The organism is Stagnihabitans lacustris, assembly GCF_025950525.1.
In the GTDB taxonomy this organism is placed as follows: domain Bacteria; phylum Pseudomonadota; class Alphaproteobacteria; order Rhodobacterales; family Rhodobacteraceae; genus Stagnihabitans.
The window spans coordinates 1-16724 of the sequence record NZ_JAPDGS010000015.1 but is presented as its reverse complement, the minus strand read 5'-3'; the positions used below and the strand labels follow the sequence as shown (position 1 = coordinate 16724).

Annotated in this window: 15 protein-coding genes; 12 read left to right on the top strand and 3 right to left on the bottom strand. The window is 66.6% G+C overall.

From position 1 onward, the window contains the following. The first annotated feature begins 4 nt into the window (after positions 1 to 4). The 12 genes from NX862_RS18825 to NX862_RS18770 all read left to right on the top strand — a co-directional run bounded on the left by NX862_RS18825 (position 5) and on the right by NX862_RS18770 (position 13963). Positions 5 to 1276: a phage tail tube protein gene (locus NX862_RS18825; protein WP_264495487.1), complete on the top strand. Its 1272-nt coding sequence runs from the start codon at positions 5 to 7 to the stop codon at positions 1274 to 1276. Continuing rightward, positions 1276 to 1710 carry a hypothetical protein gene (locus NX862_RS18820; protein ID WP_264495486.1) on the top strand — a complete coding sequence of 145 codons (435 nt, stop codon included), beginning with the start codon at positions 1276 to 1278 and terminating at the stop codon, positions 1708 to 1710. Before NX862_RS18825 ends, NX862_RS18820 begins: the two co-directional genes overlap by 1 nt. Positions 1711 to 1772: 62 nt before the next feature. After that, positions 1773 to 1943, top strand: coding sequence for a DUF7697 family protein (locus NX862_RS18815; protein ID WP_264495485.1), 171 nt, complete (start codon positions 1773 to 1775; stop codon positions 1941 to 1943). Then, positions 1936 to 3549: a phage tail tape measure C-terminal domain-containing protein gene (locus NX862_RS18810; protein WP_264495484.1), complete on the top strand. Its 1614-nt coding sequence runs from the start codon at positions 1936 to 1938 to the stop codon at positions 3547 to 3549. The genes NX862_RS18815 and NX862_RS18810 overlap by 8 nt, the downstream gene beginning before the upstream one ends. Further along, complete coding sequence (locus NX862_RS18805; protein ID WP_264495483.1) at positions 3549 to 4175, top strand: DUF2460 domain-containing protein; 627 nt, start codon at positions 3549 to 3551, stop codon at positions 4173 to 4175. Before NX862_RS18810 ends, NX862_RS18805 begins: the two co-directional genes overlap by 1 nt. Continuing rightward, positions 4172 to 5044, top strand: a complete 873-nt coding sequence (locus NX862_RS18800; RefSeq protein WP_264495482.1) for a phage/gene transfer agent baseplate hub protein — start codon at positions 4172 to 4174, stop codon at positions 5042 to 5044. Before NX862_RS18805 ends, NX862_RS18800 begins: the two co-directional genes overlap by 4 nt. A 13-nt stretch (positions 5045 to 5057) precedes the next feature. Further along, a complete protein-coding gene (locus NX862_RS18795; RefSeq protein ID WP_319800898.1) occupies positions 5058 to 5711 on the top strand; it encodes a C40 family peptidase in 654 nt (217 codons plus the stop codon). A 1-nt stretch (position 5712) separates the two neighbouring features. Next, a complete protein-coding gene (locus NX862_RS18790; protein WP_264495481.1) occupies positions 5713 to 10563 on the top strand; it encodes a baseplate multidomain protein megatron in 4851 nt (1616 codons plus the stop codon). 11 nt (positions 10564 to 10574) lie between these two features. After that, the gene (locus NX862_RS18785) at positions 10575 to 12554 is read left to right on the top strand and encodes a DUF2793 domain-containing protein (protein ID WP_264495480.1); all 1980 of its coding nucleotides are present in this window, start codon (positions 10575 to 10577) and stop codon (positions 12552 to 12554) included. 42 nt (positions 12555 to 12596) lie between these two features. Beyond that, a complete protein-coding gene (locus NX862_RS18780) occupies positions 12597 to 12941 on the top strand; it encodes a hypothetical protein (protein ID WP_264495479.1) in 345 nt (114 codons plus the stop codon). 115 nt (positions 12942 to 13056) lie between these two features. Further along, positions 13057 to 13755, top strand: coding sequence for a peptidoglycan-binding protein (locus tag NX862_RS18775; RefSeq protein WP_264495478.1), 699 nt, complete (start codon positions 13057 to 13059; stop codon positions 13753 to 13755). 10 nt (positions 13756 to 13765) lie between these two features. Then, positions 13766 to 13963, top strand: a complete 198-nt coding sequence (locus NX862_RS18770; protein WP_264495477.1) for a hypothetical protein — start codon at positions 13766 to 13768, stop codon at positions 13961 to 13963. Positions 13964 to 14002: 39 nt separating this feature from the next. On the opposite strand, the gene NX862_RS18765 is transcribed toward NX862_RS18770, so the two are convergent. Genes NX862_RS18765 through NX862_RS18755 form a run of 3 tightly spaced genes read right to left on the bottom strand, consistent with a single transcriptional unit; the run spans position 14003 to position 16546 of the window. Beyond that, positions 14003 to 14788: an endonuclease gene (locus tag NX862_RS18765; RefSeq protein WP_264495476.1), complete on the bottom strand. Its 786-nt coding sequence runs from the start codon at positions 14786 to 14788 to the stop codon at positions 14003 to 14005. Continuing rightward, positions 14781 to 16142, bottom strand: coding sequence for a DNA cytosine methyltransferase (locus NX862_RS18760; protein WP_264495475.1), 1362 nt, complete (start codon positions 16140 to 16142; stop codon positions 14781 to 14783). Before NX862_RS18760 ends, NX862_RS18765 begins: the two co-directional genes overlap by 8 nt. Beyond that, entirely contained in the window at positions 16139 to 16546 is a 408-nt protein-coding gene (locus NX862_RS18755; protein ID WP_319800899.1) for a very short patch repair endonuclease, read from the bottom strand. Before NX862_RS18755 ends, NX862_RS18760 begins: the two co-directional genes overlap by 4 nt. Between the last annotated feature and the right edge of the window lie 178 nt (positions 16547 to 16724).

Genomic DNA, 16724 nt, shown 5'->3' with positions numbered 1-16724 from the left:
CCCTATGGCACGCGCTCAGGGCGCGCGGGCGCAAATGGCGCTCGCCTTCGAATCCCTTTACGGCACGCCACCCGGCTCGGGCTTCAAGCAAGTGCCCTTCGCCTCGACTTCGCTCGGCGGCGAACAGCCCCTTCTGGGGTCGGAGCTTCTGGGCTATGGCCGCGACCCGCAGGCGCCGATCAAGGACGCCTTCTCGGCGGGCGGCGACGTCGTCGTGCCGATCGACGTCGAGAACATCGGCTTCTGGTTGAAGGCCGCCTTCGGGGCGCCGACGACGGCCGGGGTCGCGGCGGCGGCGGGGACCATCGTCTTTTCCGGGCAACCGGCGGTCAACGCGACGATCACGATCAACGGCACCACCTTTACCTTCGTGGCCTCGGGCGCGACGGGGAACCAGGTCAATATCGGGGCGAACCTCGCTGCGACCTTGACCAACATCGTCACGATCCTGTTGGCGTCGGTGGTCGCAGGCGTCCTCTTGGCGAACTACGGCCAGACGGGCGGGACGACGCTCACCGTGACCTACAAGACGACGGGCACGGCCGGGAACGCCTTTACCCTGGCGGCCTCGACCTCGCCCGCTTCGGCCGGGACGGTTTCGGGGGCGACGCTGACCGGCGGGGCCAATACCCACACCTTCGTCTCCGGCGGCTGGACCCTGCCGAGCCTGGCGCTCGAAACGCAAATGCCCGAAGTTCCGCGCTTCGCGATGTATTCCGGCGTCATGGTCGACAAGCTCCAGTGGGAAATGCGTCGGTCCGGCCTTTTGACCATGACAGCGAGCCTGATCGCCCAGAACGAGACCGTCGCGGCCGCGACCGCGGCGGGGGCACTGACGGCGCAGAACCTTCAGCGCTTCGGGCATTTCAACGGGTCGATCACCCGCCTCGGCTCGGCCTTGGCGAACATCCTTTCGGCCCGGGTCCAATACGACAACAACCTCGACACCATCGAAAGCATTCGCAACGACGGGCGGATCGACGGCGCCGATCCTTCGATCACCGCCCTGACCGGGTCGCTGGAAGCGCGGTTCGCGGACCTGGCCCTGTTCAACCAAGCCGTCGCGGGCACGCCCTGCGACCTCGTCTTTGCATGGACGATTTCGGCGACTGCCGCCCTGACTTTCACCGCCCATGCGGTCTATCTGCCCCGGCCCAAGGCCGAAATCCAAGGCCCGAAGGGGATTCAGGCGACGTTCGACTGGCAAGCCGCCATCGCCGTCAGCCCCGCCCGCATGTGCACCTTCGTTCTCACCAACACCGTCGCAGGATACTGATGATCAAGCTCAAACCCGCCCCCGCCTCGATCCGCCTGGACCTTCCGGGCGGCGCAACCCTGACGCTCCGGCCGCTGACTTCCGCGATCTTCGCGGCGGCGCAGGCCGACCCGCTTGTCGAAGCCGCCCGCGACGAAGGCCGCGAGGGCTTGGCCGTCGCCCTGGCGAAGGCCGTCGCCGATATCGCCGTGCTGTCCTGGGACGGGATCGGCGACGCCGACGGCAACCCGGTCGACCCCAGCCCCGAAGCCATCCACGCCCTTCTCGACCTTTGGCCGATCTACCGCGCCTTCAACGACGAATACCTCGGCCCCTATCTGCTTCTGCGTGACGAGGGAAACGGCTCTGCGCCCTTGCCGACTGGCACTTCGGCGGGGGCGGCCGATACTGCGAGGCCTGCCCTGAACCCTGCGCCGACTGCCCCGGTCGCCTGAACCGGCCGCAAACCGTAGAAGGCTGGCAGGTCTGGGATTTGGTCCAGCGCCTGGCGGGCCAAATGCGGGTGATCCCGGCGGCCGTCGTCGGGATCGACATGAACGTCGCCTTCGCCGTGGCGGCGGCGCTGGGCGTCGACGCCTTCGTCGTCGCCGAACTCTTGCCCGGTATCGAAGCGGCGATGGTCCGGCGGATGAACGAACAAATCCGGGAAAGGATCGACAATGACTGAGCGCAAGGTATCGGTCCGCCTGGCGCTGGTCGGCGGCAAGGAGGTCGAAGACCAACTTCGGCGGATCGGTAGCGAGGGGGCTGGAAACCTCAACCGCCTCGGCACCCAAGGGTCGCAGGCGCTGACCCAACTGAACAAGACCTCCGGCGCGACGAAGGCGGCGATTCAGAACACGGCCTTCCAGCTTCAGGATTTCGCGGTGCAGGTCGCGGGTGGGACCAACGCGACCCGGGCCATGTCCCAGCAGCTTCCGCAACTGCTTTCCGCCTTTGGGTTGTGGGGCGTCTTGGCGGGCACGGCCGCCTCGGTGATGATCCCCCTTGTGGGCTCCCTTTTCGACGGCGCGGATGCGACGCGCCAATTCACCGACGAAATGCTGCGGAACGCCGGGACTGCATCTTCCGTCCAAAGCGCGATTTCGGCGGTCCAGGGCGTCGCCAGGACCTATAACGACACGATCAACCAGACCGGCGGGGCGTCCTCGGCCGCCGCGCAAGCGGTGATCGCCAATTCCGAGGCCGAATTCCAAGCGCGGAAGGAGGTCCTGAACGTCGAGATCGAACTTCTCCGCATCCGAGGCCAAGAGCGGCGGGAGGCGGCCCAGAACCTGACCGACCAGATCGACAAATCCCGCGCCGCGACGATGGCGGATATCAGCAATGCTGCGGCGATGCGCGCCGACGCCCGCACGATCCGCACCTTCGGCACGAATGCGGCGCTGGGCGCCCAGACCCCGCCAGACGCTCTGGCGACACTCCTGCCCGGCTTCTCGTCGGTGCAGAACGCGGGCGCCGTCGACAGCCTGATCGAAAGCCGGAAGACCGATCTTCTCGCGCTTCAGAAGCTGAACGCAGAAGGGCGGCTGGACGATCTGCAATTGGCCGCCGCCGAAGAAATCTATTCGAAGGACTTCAAGGATCTGCAAACGGCGGTGGCGGCGACCGTTCCGGCGTCGCGGGCGGCCGGGGGTGCCTCCCGTGCGGCTGCGGAAGAAGCGGCCGCCGGTTGGGAAGCCGCCGTCGACGGGTTGAAGCAATACGCCGAGGCGGCGAAGGACATCGGCAAAGACGTCGGCGACGCCATCGTGGGCGCCTTCAAGGGCGCCGAGACCGCCGTCGGCAATTTCGTGAAGACCGGCAAGTTCTCCTTTCACGACATGGCGGTTTCGATAATGGCCGACCTGGCTCAATTGGCGATCCGCAAGTCGGTGCTTGGGCCCATCGCTACAGCGCTTCAGGGCACGCTTTCCGGCGGGGGCCTTGGCTGGCTCGGTTCCTGGATCAACGCAGGGACCAGCGCCGCCGTCAACCACGAGGGCGGGATCGTCGGCCATGGCGGCCCGCGCCGCTCGGTGCCCTCGGCCGTTTTCGCCGCCGCCGCCCGGTTCCACGACGGCGGATGGCCTGGCCTGCGGTCGGACGAAGTGCCCGCGATCTTGCAACGCGGCGAACGAGTGCAAAGCCGGGACGAAGTTCGGCAAGGGATCGGCGGCCGGGGACTGAACGTCACGATCAACGCCCGCGACGCGGAAAGCTTCCGCCAGTCCCGGGTTCAGGTGGCGAGCGATATCGCCCGCGCCGTGGCCTTCGGGCGGAGGGGATACTGATGGCTTTCGACGAAGTGCGGTTCCCCGATAACATCAGCCGGGGCGCCAAGGGCGGGCCGCAGCGACGGACGCGGATCGTGACTCTGGCCTCCGGTGACGAAGAACGCAACGCTGTCTGGGCCAATTCGCGCCGGGTTTACGACGCCGCCTATGGGCTGCGCCGGGCCGACGACCTGGCCGCCGTCACCGCCTTCTTCGAAGCCCGGAACGGCCGCCTGCGCGGCTTCCGCTGGAAGGATTGGGCCGACTACAAGTCTTGCCTGCCGTCGGCGGCGATCGCGGCGACAGACCAGTTGATCGGCGTCGGAAATGGGGCCATCGCTACCTTCCCGCTTGTGAAGTCCTATTCTTCCGGCGGCCAAACCTGGAAGCGGGCTATCGCAAAGCCCGTTTCGGGAAAGGTGTTGATCGCGGCGAACTCTGTCCCGCTGGCGTCCGGTTGGTCCGTCGATGCGACGACCGGGATCGTGACTTTCACCTCCCCCCCGGCCTCCGGTGTCGCCATCACCGCCGGGTTCGAATTCGACGTTCCGGTCCGTTTCGACACCGACGAACTCCCGATCACGCTGGATATCGAACGCACGGGGTCTATCGCTTCCATCCCCCTGATTGAGATTCGCCGATGAAAACGTTCCCCGCCGGGCTTCAAGCCCATCTCGACTCCGGGACTTCGACCCTTGCGTGGTGCTGGAAGGTTGCGCGCCAAGACGGCGCGGTCTTCGGCTTCACCGACCACGACGTTGCGCTTTCCTTCGCGGGCACGACGTTCGAACCCGAAAGCGGCTTCGTCCCCTCGGAAATTCGGTCCGGGCAGGATTTCGGGGTCGACGCGCAAGACGTCCAGGGCGCGATTTCGTCAGATGCGATCACGGAGACCGATATCCTCGACGGCCGCTGGGACAACGCCGAAGTCGAAGTCTGGCGGGTCAACTGGGCCTCGACGGATCAACGTGTGCTTTTGCGGCGCGGCAATATCGGCGATATCCGCCGCGGCCGGACCTCCTTCGTCGCCGAAGTTCGGTCCCTTGCCCATTGGCTGAACCAGACGGTCGGACGGACCTTCCAGTTCTATTGCGACGCCGATCTGGGCGACGCGCGCTGCGGCGTGAACCTCAGCCTTCCGACCCGGTCGGCCGCCGGGTCGGTCGGCGCGGCCATCGGCGACCGGGGATTTTCGGCCGCCCTTTCGGGTTATGCCGACGATCTCTTCGCGCTGGGCGTTGTGTCTTGGACGACCGGCGCGAACGCCGGGCGAAAGACCGAAGTCGCCGCTTTCGCAAGCGGGACGGTCACGCTGTTCGAGGCGCCGGTGCGACCGATCTCGGTCGGGGACGGGTTCCTGATCACCGCCGGTTGCGACAAGCAGTTCGAGACCTGCCGGACGAAGTTTGCGAATGGCGTCAACTTCCGGGGCTTCCCCCATATCCCCGGGGACGACGCCGTGATGCGCTATCCCAACCGCGGCGATGCCAACAACGGCGCGCCGCTTGCCTGACGGACCCGATCCCATGACCCCCGACCTTCACCCGGCCGATCCTTCGGCTGTTCTTGCCATCGCCCGCGACTGGATCGGCACGCCCTATCTGCATCAATCCTCTGTCCAGGGCGTCGGCGCCGATTGCCTGGGCTTGGCGCGCGGGGTCTGGCGCGGGCTGCATGGCGACGAGCCTTGGGACGTTCCGCCCTACACCCGCGACTGGGGCGAAGCTGGCGGGCGCGAAGTCCTAGCGACGGCCGCACGGGCGGCGCTGATCGAAATTCCCGTCGCAGCGGCCGGACCCGGGGCGTTGATCCTCTTCCGCATGGTCGCGGGCTCCCCCGCGAAGCATTGCGGCGTGCTGGGCGAAAGCCTGATCCGGCCGAGCTTCGTCCATGCCTACGACCGCACCGGCGTCGTCGAAGAACCCCTGACCGAAGCCTGGGCGCGACGCGCGGCCTATGCCTTCCTGTTCCCTGCCGCGCCCGCCGTCGAGGCCTCGCCCGATCCCGCGCCCTCCGAAAGCTCGGTCGCGCCGGAACCCGGGCTGAACGAAACGAAGACGTCGACGGACTCGGCGGGGAACCCGGCGCCGCAGGAGCCCGCTACGACCGCGACGGTCGAACCGGCGCCCGACGCGGCGCGGGAAATTCCGGCGACTTCCGAAACCGGCGAGGGCGGCTGATATGGCGTCCATCGTTCTTGCCGCGGCCGGGGCTTCGATCGGGGCGGGCTTCGGCGGCACGATCCTCGGGCTGTCGGGCGCGGCCTTGGGCCAGGCGGCGGGGTCGATCCTGGGCACGATCATCGACGCTCGGATCGTAGCTTCCTTTGCGCCGAACCAGGCTTCGGAAGGCGCGCGCCTCGACAGCCTCCGGGTGACCTCTTCGACCGAAGGCGGCGTAATCCCCGCCGTCTTTGGACGCATGAAGGTCGGCGGGAACATCTTCTGGGCGACCGACTTCTTCGAAAAGGCGACGACGACGACCCAAGGCGGGAGCGGCAAGGGGCGCGGCGGCAAAGTTCAGACGACCACCTATTCCTATTCGTGTTCCTTCGCGGTCGGGCTTTGCGAGGGGCCGATTTCGGGGATCGGGCGCATCTGGGCCGACGGGAAACCCTTCGACGTGCCGGGTGCGGTCTGGCGCGTCTACACGGGGTCCGAAGCCCAGCTTCCCGATCCCTTCATCGAAGCCAAGATGGGCGCGGGAAATGCCCCGGCCTATCGCGGGACGGCCTATGTCGTCTTCGAGGAACTTCCCCTCGAAAAGTTCGGCAACCGGATTCCGCAACTGTCCTTCGAAATCATCAAGCCGACGCTGACCGAAGGGTCGATGGAAAGCCTTGTCCGCGCGGTGAACCTGATCCCGGGCGCCGGGGAATTCGTCTACGCGACCGAGACGATCACGCGAACCTCCGGCGGGACCTCTACGCCGGAGAACCAGAACAGCACGGCGGGAAAGGCTGACCTCCCGGCCTCTCTGGATACGCTGGAACAGGTCGCGCCGAACCTGGAAAGCGTGTCGTTGGTCGTCAGCTGGTTCGGGACCGATCTTCGCGCAGGGTCCTGCCTGATCCAACCCGGGGTCGAAACGACGACCAAGACCACGACTCCGAAAAGCTGGTCGGTCGACGGCGTGGCCCGCGCGGCGGCGCACCCGGTTTCGCTTTCGGGCGGGAATCCGGCCTTCGGCGGCACGCCAGCCGACTTCGCGGTCGTCGAAGCGATTCAGGACCTGAAGGCACGCGGCAAGCGCGTGACCTTCTATCCCTTCGTGATGATGGACATTCCCGCCGGGAACGCCTTGCCCAACCCCTATAGCGCCAACGCCGCGACGCCGGGGCAATCGGTCTATCCCTGGCGCGGCCGGATCACGGTTTCGCCCGCCGCAGGTCAGACCGGAACGGTCGACAAGACCTCGGCGGCCGCGACGCAGGTCGCCTCCTTCTTCGGGGCGGCGACGGCAGCGAACTTCACCGTCAGCGGCACGACGGTCACCTGGACCGGCCCGGTCGAATGGAGTTACCGGCGGATGGTCCTGCATTACGCCAAGCTTTGCGCAGCGGCGGGCGGGGTCGATGCCTTCCTGATCGGATCGGAACTGCGCGGCCTGACCACGGCGCGATCCGACGCCCGGACATATCCGGCCGTGGCAAGCCTGCGCGCCCTGGCGGCCGATTGCCGGTCGATCCTCGGGTCGGGAACGAAGATCGGCTATGCCGCCGACTGGTCGGAATATTTCGGTCATCAGCCTGAGGATGGAACCGGGGACCTCCTGTTTCACCTCGACCCTTTGTGGGCGGATTCGAACGTCGATTTCGTCGGGGTCGACAACTACCTGCCGCTCTCCGATTGGCGCGACGGCACGGCCCATCTGGATGCCCTCGCCGGTTGGTCGGGCATCCATGATCTCAGCTATCTCAAGGAGAACGTCGCGGGCGGCGAGGGCTTCGACTGGTTCTATGCCTCCGATGCGGATCGAATAGCGCAGGCCCGAACGCCCATCACGGATGGCGCCTATGGCAAGCCCTGGGTCTATCGGCCCAAAGACTTCCGCAACTGGTGGTCGCGCTTCCACGGAAACCGACCGGCCGGGGTCGAAGAACTCGTGACCTGGACCGGGACCGCGACCGCGCCCATCGGAAATTACGAAGACGTCTGTTGGTCCGACGCGCGCGGAGTCTTCGTCGCCGTCGGGTCGTCAGCGGGCGGGGCGCGCGTAATGGTCAGCGCCGACGGGGCGACGTGGACCGGCGCCTCGATCCCAACCGGAGACTTCGGCTTCAGCGGCATCTGCTGGTCGCCGCAATTGGGCAAGTTCCTCGCCGTCGGCGGGATCAGCAGCGCCAACGACATGATGGTCAGCCCCGACGGGGTCAACTGGACCATGGTCGCCTCCGGCGCGTCCGCGCTCTGGAACAAGGTCTGCTGGTCGCCTGGCTTGGGCAAATTCTGCGCCGTGGGCGAGAGTGGCCAATACGGCGTGAGCGCCGACGGCTTGTCTTGGACCATCGGGACGAACACCCTTTCCGCCTGGCGGTCGGTCTGCTGGGCGGCGGGCTTGGGGAAGTTCGTGGCTGCGGCCGATACGACCGGAACGGGCCAATGCTTGAGCAGCCCCGACGGCATCACCTGGACGGTTACAACCATGCCGTCGGGCAAGGGTTTCAAATCGATCGCGTGGTCGACGGAACTGGGCGTGGTTTGCGCGGTCGGCAATTCGGGCTCCGGCCGATCCGCAGTCTCGGCCGATCTGGTGAATTGGACCTCGGGAAACTTCCCGACGGCGCAGCAATGGCGGGGCGTCTGTTGGGCCGCGGAACTCGGGGTGTTCGTCGCGGTCGCGGATTCGGGATCGACCAGCCGCGCGGTGGTGTCTTACGACGGGATCAACTGGCAGAACTATGCCTCGGCCAGCGCGACGTTCCGCGGCGTTTGTTGGTCCCGACCGCTGTCGCGCCTTGCCGCCGTGGCGACGGCCTCGACCAACAAGGCGATGTATTCGCAGAACTCTTCGCCTTGGCTCCCGGGTTTGAAGCCGATCCGGTTCACGGAGATCGGTTGCCCGGCCGTCGACAAGGGCACCAATCAGCCGAACGTCTTCCTCGACCCGAAAAGTTCCGAAAGCACCTTGCCGTTCTTCTCGAACGGGGGCCGCGACGACGCGATCCAGCGCCGCTACCTCGAAGCGCTGATCGGCTATTGGTCGACGCCCGCGAACAACCCGGTCTCGGCCCTTTACGGCGGGCCCATGATCGACATGGGCGAAGCGGCCGTATGGTGCTGGGACGCGCGGCCCCATCCGACCTGGCCCGCCCGCGCCGATGTATGGGGCGACACCGCGAACTGGACGGTCGGCCATTGGCTGAACGGGAGGCTCGGCGCTTCTGGCTTGGGCGACCTCGTTCTGGCGATCTGCGCCCGGTCGGGGATCGACTCGGCCGCCCTGGACGTCAACCGGATTGCGGAAGCCGTGCCCGGCTATGTCATCGCTTCGCTGGAAAGCCCCCGCGCCTCGATCGAACCCCTCGCCCGCTATTTCGGCTTCGACGTCGTCGAAAGCCAGGGCGCGATGCGCTTTGTCGCTCGGGGCGCGGGGCCGGTGGCCACGATCACCGTCGACGGCGTCGTCGCGGGCGAAAAGGCCGAGGGCGAAGATATTGAATTCGTCCGGGGCCAAGAAACCGAACTGCCGCGTGTCCTGAAATGGCGGCTTCTCTCGGCCGACGAGGATTACGAAGCGGTCACGGTCGAAGCCCGGAGGGTGACCGTCGACAGCGTTCGGGTGCGGGCCGAGCAATTCGCCATCGCCCACCCGCCGGATCAAGCTGACCGCAACGCCCGCCGCGCCCTGTTCGAAGCCTGGATCGGCCGCGAAACCGCGACCTTCTCGCTGCCGCCGTCGCGCCTGGCCCTCGATCCGACCGATATCGTGACCATCGAGAACGACGGCCGAAGCCTCGAATTCGGGCTGACCCAAATCGCCGACAACGACGCCCGCCGCGTCGAAGCGGTGCGCCGCGATCCCATGGTCAACAACCTCGGTCCCGGCCCCTCGCGCGGGGTTTCGACCGACGTGCCGGTCGTCTTCGGCCCGCCCGATGTGGAGATCCTCGATCTTCCGCAATTGTCCGAGGACGTGCCCGCCCACCGGCCCCTGGCGGCCGTTTCCGCGTCGCCCTGGTATGGTCAGGCGGCGATCTGGCGCAGCGCATCGCTCGACGGGTTCTCGCTCTTCGCGACGGCCGACCTTTCGGCGCAATTCGGAGTCCTCGCGGTCGCGCTGCCCTCGGGCCCGACCTCGCGCTTCGATCGGGCGAATGCGATAGCACTCGATATCTCGGGCGGGACGTTGCAAAGCGTGACCGACGAGCAGCTTTTCGCGGGGGCGAACCTGTTGGCCCTGGAAACGGCGGCGGGTGTCTGGGAACTGATCCAGTTCGCGACGGCGACCATCGTTTCGCCCGGCCGTTGGACGCTTTCCCGCCTTCTGCGCGGCCAGGCCGGGACCGAGGACGCGATCCTGCCCCTCGCCCCGATCGGAAGCCGGATCGTGTTTCTGGGGGCCGCCCTCGTCGCCCTGCCGATCTCGGAATCCGAAATCGGGATGCCGTGGAATTGGCGCTTTGGGCCGTCGGACCGCGCGGCCGGGGACGCCATGAACCTGCCTCTGACCTATACGCCGCAAGGGCGCGGGCTGCGGCCCTGGAGCCCGTTTCGGATCAAAGGGGTGTGGCAGGGGTCCGGGGATATCGCCGTCGCCTGGGCGCGCCGCACCCGGTCGCTGGCCGGGGATAGCTGGACCGCACCGGAGGTGCCGTTGGGCGAAGCCTCGGAATCCTACGACCTGCTGGTCTTGAACGGCGCCGGGGCGACGATCCGCACGGTCGCGGGGCTCGCCTCGTCCGCCTGGACCTATACCGCCGCGATGCAGACCGCCGACTTCGGCGGCCCCGTCGCCAGCCTTCGCCTCCGCATCTTCCAGAACGGCCAACTCGGCCGGGGCGCGGCGGCCGATATCACCCTTACCCCCTAGGAGCCCTTCCCATGGCGGATACGCCCAACCTGGTCCTGCCCTATCTCGCGGCGAACCAGTCGCAAAAGCACGTCACCGTCAACGACGGCCTTCGGCGCCTTGACGCGTTGGTTCAGGTGGTCGTCCAAACTGCCGCGTTGGCGATACCGCCCGGAAGCCCGACCGAAGGGCAACGCTGGATCGTCGCGGCTTCGCCGACCGGCGCCTGGGCGGGTCAAGCGACCAAGATCGCCGCTTGGCAGGACGGGGCGTGGGTCTTCTACGCGCCGCTGGACGGTTGGACGGCGATCGACGCCAGCGTCGACGCGATGCTGATGTTCAACGGCGCGACCGGGACTTGGGGGCTTCTGATCTCCGGGGTCTTTGCGGACGCGGCCTTCGCGCTTCAGGACGACGGCGATCCGACCAAGCTCGCCCGGTTCCAGATCGGCGGATTCACGACCGGCACGACCCGGGTGTTCACCCTGCCGGATGCCACGGCGACCCTGGCCGTCTTGTCGATCAACCAGACCTTCTCGGCCAAGCAGACCTTTTCGGCGAACAACAACGACTTCGGGACCGCAGTCGGACCGGGAACGACGAACCTCGCCTCCGGCGCGACGACCAGCGGCAACACCAAAGCCGTGAACATCGGAACCGGCGGGGTTTCCGGTTCGACGACTTCGATTGCCATCGGATCGGCCGTCGCCGGGGCGCTGGGCTCTTTGACCATCAACAGCCCGACGGTGACCTTTGCCTCGACCGTTTCGACGGTCGCGATGGCCGCGGCGAACCTTTCGGCCCTCTACCTCGGCCTCGGCGGCGCGACGGCGGATGCGACGAACCGGCTTTCGATCAACGCCCCGGCCTCGCTTTTCAACCACGCGGGCGCAGGTCATCAGGTCAAGGTCAACAAGGCTTCGGCGACCGACACGGGTTCGTTCCTCTTCCAAACGGGCTTTTCCGGCCGCGCGGAGTTCGGACTGACTGGATCGGACGATTTCCAGGTCAAGGTCTCGAACGACGGGGCGACCTGGTTCAACGCCTTGCAGCTTGAACGGACCTCGGGCCGGGTCCGCGCCATGGTCGCACTGCAACTGAACCCGAACGCGGGCGACCCGGGGACCGTCTCGGACGGCGACCTTTGGTATAACGCGACGACCGGCAAGTTCCGGGGCCGCCAGGCGGGCTCGTCTTACGATCTGATCGGCGGCGGGGGGGGCGGGACCGCCTGGTCTTCGATCACCGGGACGCCCAACACGTTGGCGGGCTATGGGATTACTGATGCCGTCGCCTTGTCCGGCGCCCAGACGGTCGGCGGGGCCAAGACCTTCTCGGCTCCGGTGATCCTCGGCGCGCAAGCCTCCGATCCGGCTTCGCCCGCCAACGGCACGCTCTGGTTCAATTCTACCTCCGGCCAGCTGAAAGCCCAGACCGGCGGCGCGGCCCGGATCATCGACGCGCAGACCGATATCGCCTGGCTGACGCCGCCTTCGGGCGAATACATGCTGACGACCGCCGGGGCGGGCGGCGCGGCCACCGGCACGCTTGCCGGAGCCGCGAACCGGATCGACCTCTTCCCCTTCACCGTCCGCGGCGAAACCGACCTCGCCTATACGGGCCTCGCGATCAACGTTACGACCCTCGTCGCGTCGTCGACCGTCCGCATCCTGATCTACGATTCCGATGCCCAAGGGCGGCCGAACAACAAGATTTACGAAAGCGCGGACGTCGCGACCTCGACCGTCGGTATCCAGACCGTGACCGCGTCGGGCACCCTGGCGAAAGGCAAGACCTATTGGTTCGGCGTCCAGCATTCGTCCACCTCGACGCTTTCGACCTGGGCCGGAACGGCGACGCCCGACATCAACGGCGGCACGGCGATTTCGACGACCGCGCGGAAAGTTCTCCGCCGGACGTCCGTCGCCTATGGGTCAGCGCCCTCGACCTGGGGCTTCGTCGGATCGGAAGGCAACGCCGGGGCCGCCACGGCGATCTGGCTGAAGGTCTGACCGCTCAATCGAAAAGCTTCGAAGAAACGAAAGGAGGCCGCTTTGGCAGGCCAGAACGGTGATTTTGTGTCCTGGTTCACGAGCGACCAAGCGCGGGCTGCCCTTGCGGGCGCGGCCGGTGGCGTCGTGCGCTGGGTGACGCTTCGGGAAAGATGGCAGGACGGGTTCGCCTCGCTGATCGTCGGGGCGATCTGCGCCCTTTACCTCGGGCCGGTCGTCGAACCGCTGATGAAGCCGGTGATCGGGGATATCGCGCCCAACGGCGACAGCTCGGGCTTCGCCTCCTTCGTCGTGGGCTTGGGCGGAATTTCGATCACGGGAATGATCATCGACCTGATCCGGGCGCGCCGCGTGGCGGCCAGAAAGCGCCAGGACGACGATGCCTGACCCCGGGAGCCGTCTGCGCCGCGAAGTGGCCTTCCTCGCCGTCGGCATCGCCCTGGCGGCGTTCTTCTTCCTTGTCCTTTGACGCGGCCCCGCCGCCCCTGAACCGGAGCGATCCATGATCGTCGACGACACAATCCTTGCCTTCGTTTCGGGCCGGACTCCGAACCCGAACATGCGATCGACGCTGATCGGCCTTCGGGCCCGGCCGCAGATCCTCGGCCGTCGGTTGCAACTGGCGATGTGCCTGGGCCAACTGGCCCACGAAAGCGGCGGCTGGCAATACGACCGCGAGCTTTGGGGCGCGAAGCCGACGCCCGCGCAAGCCCTATACGATTCCCGCCGCGACCTCGGGAACACCCCCGAAATCGACGGCGACGGTTTCCGCTACCGGGGCCGCGGGCCGATCCAATTGACCGGCCGCGCGGCTTATGACGCCTTCACGCAGTGGTGCCGGGCGAACCCAGACGCCGCGCCGGGCGCCCCCGATTTCGCCGACGATCCCGACCGGATCGTCACCGACCCTTGGGAAGGTCTGGTCGTCCCCTTCTTCTGGGAATGGAAGGGCGTCGAACCCGTCGCCGAGCGCGGCGACGTCGCGGCCGTCACGCGGATCGTCAACGGCGGCCAGAACGGCCTCGACGACCGCGTCCGTTACACCGACCGCGCCTTCGTCGCCCTGGCGGACGCCCGCGATCTGAGGACCTGGCAGACGATGGCCGGCCTGAAGCCAGACGGCATCGTCGGTCCGAAAACCCGCTCGGCGCTGGTTCTGGCGCTGCGGCGCCTTCCCGACGTCCAGTTCAACCCCAACTAGGAGCCTTCCCATGAATCTCGTCTATCTTCGCCTGGCCGCATATGTCGTTTCGTTCCTTGTCGGCCTGATCCCGGCCGCCTTCGCGGGCTACGTCCAGTTCGATTCAGAAACCCTCGTCCTGACCCTGAAACTGCAAGGCATCCTGACCGCCGCCGCGACCGGCTACGGCGGCTCCCTGGGGATTCTGAGCCTCTGGGGGAAGAAGTAGGACGACCGGGCGCCCGGGGTCACCCCGGGCGCATCTCGGTCAATCCCGATAGGACCGGATCGCCTCACGATCGAGGTCGGACGCCGGAACGAGCCGATAGTGGCGCTCCTCGACGACTTTGACCTCGTCCCCTTCGACACCCAGCTCGAAGAGCGCGATCCCTTGATTTTCCATGAACTGCGCGGCGATGGCGCGGCAACGCAGCCCGGGGAACTTCTGTTCGACGAAGCGGATATCCTGGGTGGTCTGGACGATGCCGATTTGATCCTTGCCGCCCTTGGCCTGAACCGGAATGACGTAATGGCACCCGCGCTTGTCGATCCCGACGTAAAGCTCGTCGATCTCGATTTGCCCGATCCCCTTGACCGTCGTTCGAAGATGGTTCTGCAAACTGTAGGTCGTCAGCCCGAGGAAGGTGTCGATCAGGCGGTTATACCGGACGATGGCAAGAAGCGCCTGCTCGTCGTCCAGGGCATAGGCCCGGATGATTTCCGGCGTCGAGTCGGGGATCGAAACCCGCGCCATATCCGCCCGGGGCACGATGCGGTTGATCCGCACCAGCTTGAACCGATAGGTCGCCCGCCCTGCCCCTTCGATGATCCATTCCATCCCCGGGGGCTGGGTCGCCAAGACGTCTTCCGGCAGCGACGTCCTGAACCGGACCGAATAAATCACGTCGCCAAGGTTCTTCGGCAGCTTAATCTGCAATTCCTGGGCTACGTGCTCCATGGCCTCGCGTTCGAATTCGAACGCCGTCGCCCCGGGCTGGTAGCGGTCGAAAAATATCTTGGAAATAAGGGCCTGGTATCGGTTCGAATTAGCCATAGGCAACACGCGCTGCGATCCTTTCGGCCTCGATATCGGCCTGCTTCCTCTTCTTCGCGCCGCTCTTGCGGTCGCGGCTCGTCTTCGGCGCGGCGATCCCGAAATGGGCCGCCGCCGTCGAAACGTCCATGTTCAGCAACGCGGGATCGCCCAGCGGGATCGCTTCGGCCGGACGGGTCGGCAGGACGCCGAGGGCGGCCATGACCTGCAGCGCGACCGCCCGGGCCAGCGGCGGCGGCACCGAATTCCCGATCTGGCGTGCCCCGTGCCACTTGGTGGCATTGAACCGGAACCAGTCGGGGAAGCCGTGAAGCCTGGCCATTTCGCGGACCGTTACGCAGCGGTCGTAGCGGTAATGGATCGGGCGGGGGCTGGTGAACGCGCCCCGGGCCCCGTCGGTCCCGGCGCGAAGGGTGTTCGACACGCCGCCTGGCGGCAGCTTGAACAAGCGGCTAATCGGTTCGACGTCGCCCGCTTCGGTCTCGGCGAAGCGCCGACGGGAAATATCGGAATGGTCGGTCCTGGCGCTGGACGTCAAGACGCCCGGGTTCCAGATCCTCGGGTGGGAGAAGTGCCACGCCTCGTTGGTCAGGCAGCGCATTTCGGCGGCATAGGCGGACGGCGCGCCGAAGGCGGCGGTCTTGACCGCATCGCCATGGAGAAGCGAAGAAAAGGCTTCTGCGTCGGGCAGATCGTCCAAGGCTTCGGCGCAGGTCGGCCCGAGAGGCAAATCGGCCGCCCCCTTCTTCCCCGCGATCTTGCTCGCCGCCGCCGGATAATCCGGCAAAGCGACTCCCTTCTTCGCGCCGAAGAGGATCAACCTCTCCCGCGATTGGGGCGTCCCGAAATTCCCGGCGTTCAAGACCTGCCAGGGCAACCGGACCTCGTAACCCTTCGCCGCAAAGGCCGCGACCAGTTCGTGCAGGAACTGCTTGTGGGTTCCGACCGTCAGCCCCTTCACGTTTTCGAAAACGAAGGTCCGTGCGTCCAATTCGGAGACGATGCGGACGAATTCCAGAACAAGGCGGTTCCGGGGATCGTCCAGAACTCTATGACCGATCAGCGAAAAGCCCTGGCACGGGGCGCCGCCGAAGACGCAATCGACGGGCCGGTTGCCGATCCCGGCGGCCAGGCGGATTTCCCCGCCCGAAAGGTGTTCGACCGACTTCGCGATCACGGCCGTCCGGGGAAAGTTGAATTTGTGGGCCGCGCAATGGACCGGGTCGATTTCGACCGCCGCCGCGACGTCGAATCCAGCCTGTTCGAAACCGAGGCTCAAGCCACCGGCTCCGGCAAACAGGTCGATTCCGATAGGTCTCATGTCGGGGCGTTCCTTCCACAGATTCCGCGTCACCCTAGCGGATCGCCCCCGCCTTGTCGATCGCAAAAATCGCCCTTGAGGAATCCGGCGATCCTGGCGGCCAGGGCGTCGGGCGCGCCGATTTCGCATTGCCAGATCGTCAGGACGCGCCACCCGGCCCTTTCAAGTTGCGCCTGCTTGACCGCGTCCCGGGCCCGGTTGGCCGCGATCTTCGGCACCCAGTAATCCTCGCGGGACTTGGGCAATCGCCCCTTCTTGCAGCCGTGACCGTGCCAGAAGCACCCATGAACGAAGATCGCGGCCTTGAACCTGGGGAAGACCAGGTCGGGCGTTCCTGGCAAATCGCGGCGGTGCAACCGGAACCGGAACCCGGCGGCATGGGCCGCACGCCGGACGGCCAGTTCCGGCCCGGTGTCCTTACCGCGGACCCGGGACATAAGCCTGGATCGGGCTTCCGGGGCCAGCCGATCGGCCATTTTCCGGTTTCCACCTTTCGCTCATTGTTCCCCATACGTCCCGTTAAGGTTTTCACCGGGGGCTTTGGAAATCAAAGGAAATTCTTCGGGATTGAAAATCCGCGTGTCGCTGGTTCGATTCCGGCTCTGGGCACCACTA